This is a genomic window from Nostoc sp. CHAB 5715 (genome assembly GCF_020829685.1).
In the GTDB taxonomy this organism is placed as follows: Bacteria; Cyanobacteriota; Cyanobacteriia; order Cyanobacteriales; family Nostocaceae; genus Nostoc.
The window spans coordinates 1-5744 of the sequence record NZ_JAIVFR010000460.1 but is presented as its reverse complement, the minus strand read 5'-3'; the positions used below and the strand labels follow the sequence as shown (position 1 = coordinate 5744).

Here is a 5744-nt window from a genome sequence, read left to right as displayed (position 1 = left end):
TACGGCTGTTGCAGGACCCATCAGGTCAAGCTCGCCTTTCATGGCTCTTTTCAGATACATGTCCAGTACAAGCATCCTGTTGATCTCGTTGGTTCCTTCAAAGATCCTGTTGATTCTCGAATCCCTGTAAGCTCTTTCCATCGGAGCATCGGCTGAGTAGCCCATACCGCCATAGATCTGAACACCTTCATCAGCTACCAGGTCAAGCACCTCAGAACCATACACTTTCATGATGGCACATTCGATGGCAAATTGTTCCAGGGCTTTTAACTTGGCTTCGGCGTCTGTCAGGCCTTCGCCTTTCAGGGTGTCTATCAGGTCGTCTATGTTTTGTCCGGCCCTGTAATTGGCAGATTCACAAACCCAGATTTTAGTGGCCATCTGGGCCAGTTTATGTTTGATGGCTCCGAATCTTCCGATCGAGATGCCGAATTGTTTGCGTTCGTTGGCGTAGTTAATCGCCTGGTTCAATACCCCTTTTGATCCACCCACTGCTGCGGAGGCCAGTTTGATACGACCGATGTTAAGGATGTTAACCGCGATTTTGAAACCGTTTCCTCTGGCCGACAACATGTTTTCAACCGGAACAACACAGTCATTGAAGAAAACCTGGCGGGTGTCAGAACCTTTGATACCCAGTTTTTGCTCAGGCTCGTTCATGGTAATGCCACCGAACGATTTTTCGATGATGAATGCGGTCAGGTTTTTGTCGTCTTCGATTTTGGCGAATACGATAAAAATATCTGCAAAACCACCGTTGGTGATCCACATTTTCTGTCCGTTGATTTTATAGGTCTTGCCGTCTGCACTTAACTCAGCTTTGGTTTTGCCTGAGTTCGCATCTGATCCTGAATCCGGTTCTGTTAAGCAGTAAGCCGCTTTCCAGGCACCTGAGGCCAGGTTGGGCAGGTATTTGTTTTTTTGTTCTTCGTTACCGTAATATAAGATAGGTAAGGTGCCGATCCCGGTGTGGGCTGATTGAGCCACAGAAAAGGAGTGTCCTGCACCCAATACCTCTGCTACGAGCATAGAGGTATTAAAATTCATTCCGAACCCACCGTATTCTTCAGGAACAGCCGTACCTAATAAACCCAGTTCTCCGGCTTTGTCCATCAATGAAGACATCAGATCGGGAGATTTGGCTTTGTCAATTTCTTCCAGGCGGGGATGAATCTCTGTTTTCAAAAAATCCCTGCAAGTATCTGCAATCATTTGTTGTTCTTCCGAAAATTCTTCCGGAATAAAAACCTGGTGTGCTTCTGTTTCGCGGATCAAAAATTCGCCACCATTCAATGAAGTTTTTTCTGCTGTTGCTGACATTATCTTAAGGTATTTAATAAGTTCGGATAAATAGTATGCAAGCATACCATCACAAAATAAGGAAATAAAAAATTGTTATGCAAGCATACCAATACATTTTTTTTGACTGAACTGACTGAAAGGGCTTTAAATTTGAAATATCTGATGCTAACGGCATTAATAATTATAAAAAAACCGGAAGAAAATGATGCTGAATCCTTTAATTTTACGGCTGTTAATCAGAAAGAATTGAAAATAGACAAGGGTTCAGAAGGCATTGTTTACATGGTCATTGCCGCATTTTGTTTTTCTGTTTCCGGGGCCTGCACCAGGGTTTTGGGAAAAGACATCAGCTCTGTGGAACTGGTGTTTTTCAGGAATTGCATCGGTGTGATTTTCATCTTTTATTCGGTTAACCAACGGCCGCTGGTCCAGATCGGGGGAAAGCCTTTTTTGCTGATTTTCAGGGGGATTACCGGGACGCTTGCCCTTTATACTTTCTTTTACAGCATCACCAAAATCGGGCTTGGAGTGGCCATCACTTACCAGCAATCTTACCCGGTTTTCCTGGCAGTCTTTTCGGCGGTGTATCTTAAGGAAAAAATGAAACCCAAGGAATGGATAGCTGTGATCATCGGCTTTGCAGGGATATGCCTTATTTTTCTGCCACAGATTTCAATTGATATCTTTTCACTAAAAAACCATAGCATCGGCCTTCTGAATGCGGTATTAACGGCACTCGCCTATCTCAGCATCAAAGGACTGAGTAAAATCTACGATTCTCGGTCTATTGTTCTTTCTTTTATGTTGTCGGGCATTCTGTTGCCGGTTTTCTCCTTGATGGCCGGGTATTATATTGAATCTGATTACCTGGGATTCCTGGTCGGGAAATTCACGATGCCTGACGGGATACAATGGGTCTGGATATGGGCCCTCAGCATTTCAGCCCTGATCGGACAAATCTATCTGACCAAGGCTTTCACCTATGGAAAAGTAGGGCCGGTTTCGGCGATGGGCTACAGCAATATTGTCTTTTCGGTCTTTTTCGGGGTGCTTTTGGGCGACGCCATTCCTCACCTGACTAGTTTTATGGGCATTGCCCTCATCATTTTTTGCGGGGTGGTCATCGCGTATTCGGGTAGTAAGGTGAAGGAAGGGTGATGGGAGACAGGAACAAGGAGTATGGAAAATGGAGCCGTTGATGAAATAAAGCCACAGGATTTATAAACACACTTCTCATTGTGACGATTCTGAGAAATTACAGAATTTTTCCTATTTTTGACGGGAATATTTTAATCACAATGATCATGAAAAGAACCATCCTGTTTTGTATTGCCTTTGCGATTTCAATGAGCGGATTTGCTCAATCTCCACAACTTAACATCCCGGCTCCCAATGGCCACAAGAACAAAACGTATTGTAATCCCATGGACATTAATTACCAATATAACTGGGAGCAGGTCAACGACAAGATTTCTTACCGGTCCGGAGCTGACCCCGTGATCGTGAATCATAAAGGGGAATATTATTTGTTTCATACCATCCAGGGAGGGTACTGGCATTCGAAAGATTTGTCAGACTGGAGATACATTACCCCGAGCCGCTGGCCGATGGAAGACATGTGTGCCCCGGCCGCCTGGTCAAAAGACGATACGCTTTTTCTGTTTCAGTCGACTTTTCAGCAAAGACCGATCTTTTATACCACTACTCCTGAAAACGGCAAACTGCATTTTTATAACCGATGGCTGCCGCAATTGCCTAAAGATATCGGTCCGTGGGACCCGGCCTTGTTTTATGACGAAGAGCTGAAAGAATGGTATATGTACTGGGGCTCGTCCAATACCTATCCTTTATTCGGAGCTCAGCTGGACAAGAACAAAAAGCTGACCTATAAATCAGATTATAAACCCCTGATTTACCTTGATCCCAAAAACCATGGCTGGGAGAGGTTCGGGCAAGACCACAGGTCTGAAATCACGCCCTTTACGGAAGGAGCGTGGATGACCAAACACAATGGGAAATATTATCTGCAGTACGGAGCCCCCGGCACAGAGTATAATGTATATGCCAACGGAACCTATGTCGGGGACAACCCCCTGGGGCCGTTTACTTATGCATCCTATAACCCGATTGCTTACAAACCCGGAGGCTTTATGCAGGGAATGGGCCATGGGTGCACTTTTAAGGATAACTACGGTAACTACTGGAACATGGGCACTCCCTGGATAGCAGTCAACTGGAATTTTGAAAGAAGAATCGATATGATTCCCGCCGGTTTTGATAAAGATGGCCAGATGTTCGGCAACAGCCGCTTCGCCGATTTTCCTCACCGACTTCCAACGAAGAAATGGACAGACAAAGATGAGTTGTTTACAGGTTGGATGTTGTTGTCTTATAAAAAACCAACAAAATCCTCTTCTCAGAAAGAAAGTAAATTTGAATCCGGCCTGACCACAGACGAAAACCCGAGGACATTCTGGGTAGCCGGAAGCAATAAAAGCGGCGAGTGGCTGAGTATCGATCTGGAAAAGAAATGCACGATCAATGCCCTCCAGATCAATTACACCGATTATAAATCAGACATCTATGACAGCAACCAGCCTAAGGTTTATATCCAGTTCAGGATTTACGGATCCAATGATCAGAAAACCTGGGTAAAAATTGCAGACAATACCAATGAGAAACGTGACCGTCCGAATGCTTACATTGAATTGCCGAAGCCTGTCAATTTCAGATACATCAAATTCGAAAACATACATGTGCCAATGCCAAACCTGGCAGTGAGTGATATCCGTATTTTCGGAAATGGTGGCGGGCTTGCACCGGCCACCCCTCAGAACCTGAAAGCCGTGAGGGATAAGGATGAAAGAAATGCCTTTATCAAATGGGATAAGGTGGAGGGGGCTACCGGCTACAACATCCTTTGGGGTGTGGCACCTGACAAACTGTATCAGACCTACCAGATCTGGGGTGATGAGCCGAATGAAAAAGAGGTCAGGGCACTGAATCTTGGGGTTAAATATTACTTTGCGATTGAGGCATTTAACGAAAATGGCGTGAGCAAGCCCACGGGGGTTGCCGGGGCTATCTGAAAAGTATTGTTTTTGATGAATTTTGCGAAAAAAAGGAATTAATCGTGGTTCTTTTTTGAAACCTTCGTAATTTTGCAGCCGGATTTGAAAAATCAGTAAATGATGTCGATTTTAGAAGTAGGCGATGGGATATTTGAAGTCAAGGCTACCAGTGGAGATACGCAACTTGGTGGTAACGATTTTGACAAAGTAATAGTAGATTGGCTAGCAGAGCAATTTCTGGAAGCCGAAGGGGTAGATTTAAGACGCGAGAGACAATCTTTACAACGTCTGATGGAAGCTGCGGAAAAGGCAAAAATTGAACTTTCCTCTGTCAGCATCACCGAAATTAACTTACCTTTTATTGCTGCCGATCAGGAAGGCCCCAAACATCTGGAAACTCGTCTAACACGTTCCCAGTTTGAAGGTTTGTGTGGTGATTTGGTGGGGCGATTGCGGACACCAGTGAAACGCGCCCTCAAAGATGCCGGACTCTCACCCAGAGACATTGAAGAAGTGGTGTTAGTTGGTGGTTCTACACGGATGCCAATGGTGAAGCAGCTAGTGCGGGACTTGATTGGTACAGAACCTAACGAAAACGTCAACCCTGATGAAGTCGTGGGAGTGGGTGCAGCAATTCAAGCAGGCATTCTCGCAGGCGAACTCAAAGATGTGCTGCTTTTGGATGTCACACCGTTATCTTTAGGATTGGAAACCATCGGCGGCGTAATGAAAAAACTCATTCCCCGCAATACTACCATCCCAGTCCGTCGTTCTGATATTTTTTCCACGTCCGAAAATAACCAGAATACTGTGGAAATTCACGTAGTCCAGGGCGAACGGGATATGGCAGCAAACAACAAGTCTTTAGGACGTTTCAAGCTGTATGGCATTCCACCAGCACCACGAGGAATTCCTCAAGTTCAGGTGTCATTTGATATTGATGCTAACGGTATTTTACAGGTAACAGCCCTAGATAGAACCACTGGGCGAGAGCAGAGTATCACCATTCAAGGCGCTTCCACCTTGAATGAGTCGGAAGTGAATCGGATGATTCAAGACGCTCAGAAATACGCCGATGTTGATCGCGAACGTAAAGAACGGGTAGAAAAGCGGACTCGTTCTGAGGCGTTGATTTTCCAAGCAGAACGACAGCTTAGAGAAGTAGCACTAGAATTTGGTATGCAGTTTGCCCGAAACCGCCGCCAAAGAATTGATAATATTTGCCGAGACTTAAAAGAGAGTCTTAAGGAAAATAGCGATCGCGGTATTGACCAAGCCTACGCCGATTTGCAAGATGCTCTCTATGAGCTAAATCGGGAAGTCAGGGAAACTTATGCTGAAGATGAAGATGACGACTTGTTTGGTACAATC

The 5744-nt window shown here is 45.1% G+C and carries 3 protein-coding genes and 1 pseudogene; 3 read left to right on the top strand and 1 reads right to left on the bottom strand.

Going from position 1 to position 5744, the window contains the following annotated elements:
• Positions 1-1320, bottom strand: a 1320-nt coding sequence (locus tag LC574_RS39185) for an acyl-CoA dehydrogenase family protein (protein WP_229455911.1), incomplete at its 3' end; no start/stop codon positions are given.
• A 102-nt stretch (positions 1321-1422) separates the two neighbouring features.
• Here LC574_RS39185 and LC574_RS39180 point away from each other — a divergent pair.
• The 3 genes and pseudogenes from LC574_RS39180 to LC574_RS39170 all read left to right on the top strand — a co-directional run.
• The gene (locus LC574_RS39180; RefSeq protein ID WP_229455909.1) at positions 1423-2460 is read left to right on the top strand and encodes a DMT family transporter; all 1038 of its coding nucleotides are present in this window, start codon (positions 1423-1425) and stop codon (positions 2458-2460) included.
• Between the two features lie 140 nt (positions 2461-2600).
• Positions 2601-4391, top strand: a complete 1791-nt coding sequence (locus LC574_RS39175; protein ID WP_229455907.1) for a family 43 glycosylhydrolase — start codon at positions 2601-2603, stop codon at positions 4389-4391.
• A 102-nt stretch (positions 4392-4493) separates the two neighbouring features.
• Positions 4494-5744, top strand: a pseudogene (locus LC574_RS39170) (Hsp70 family protein); the annotation flags it as partial.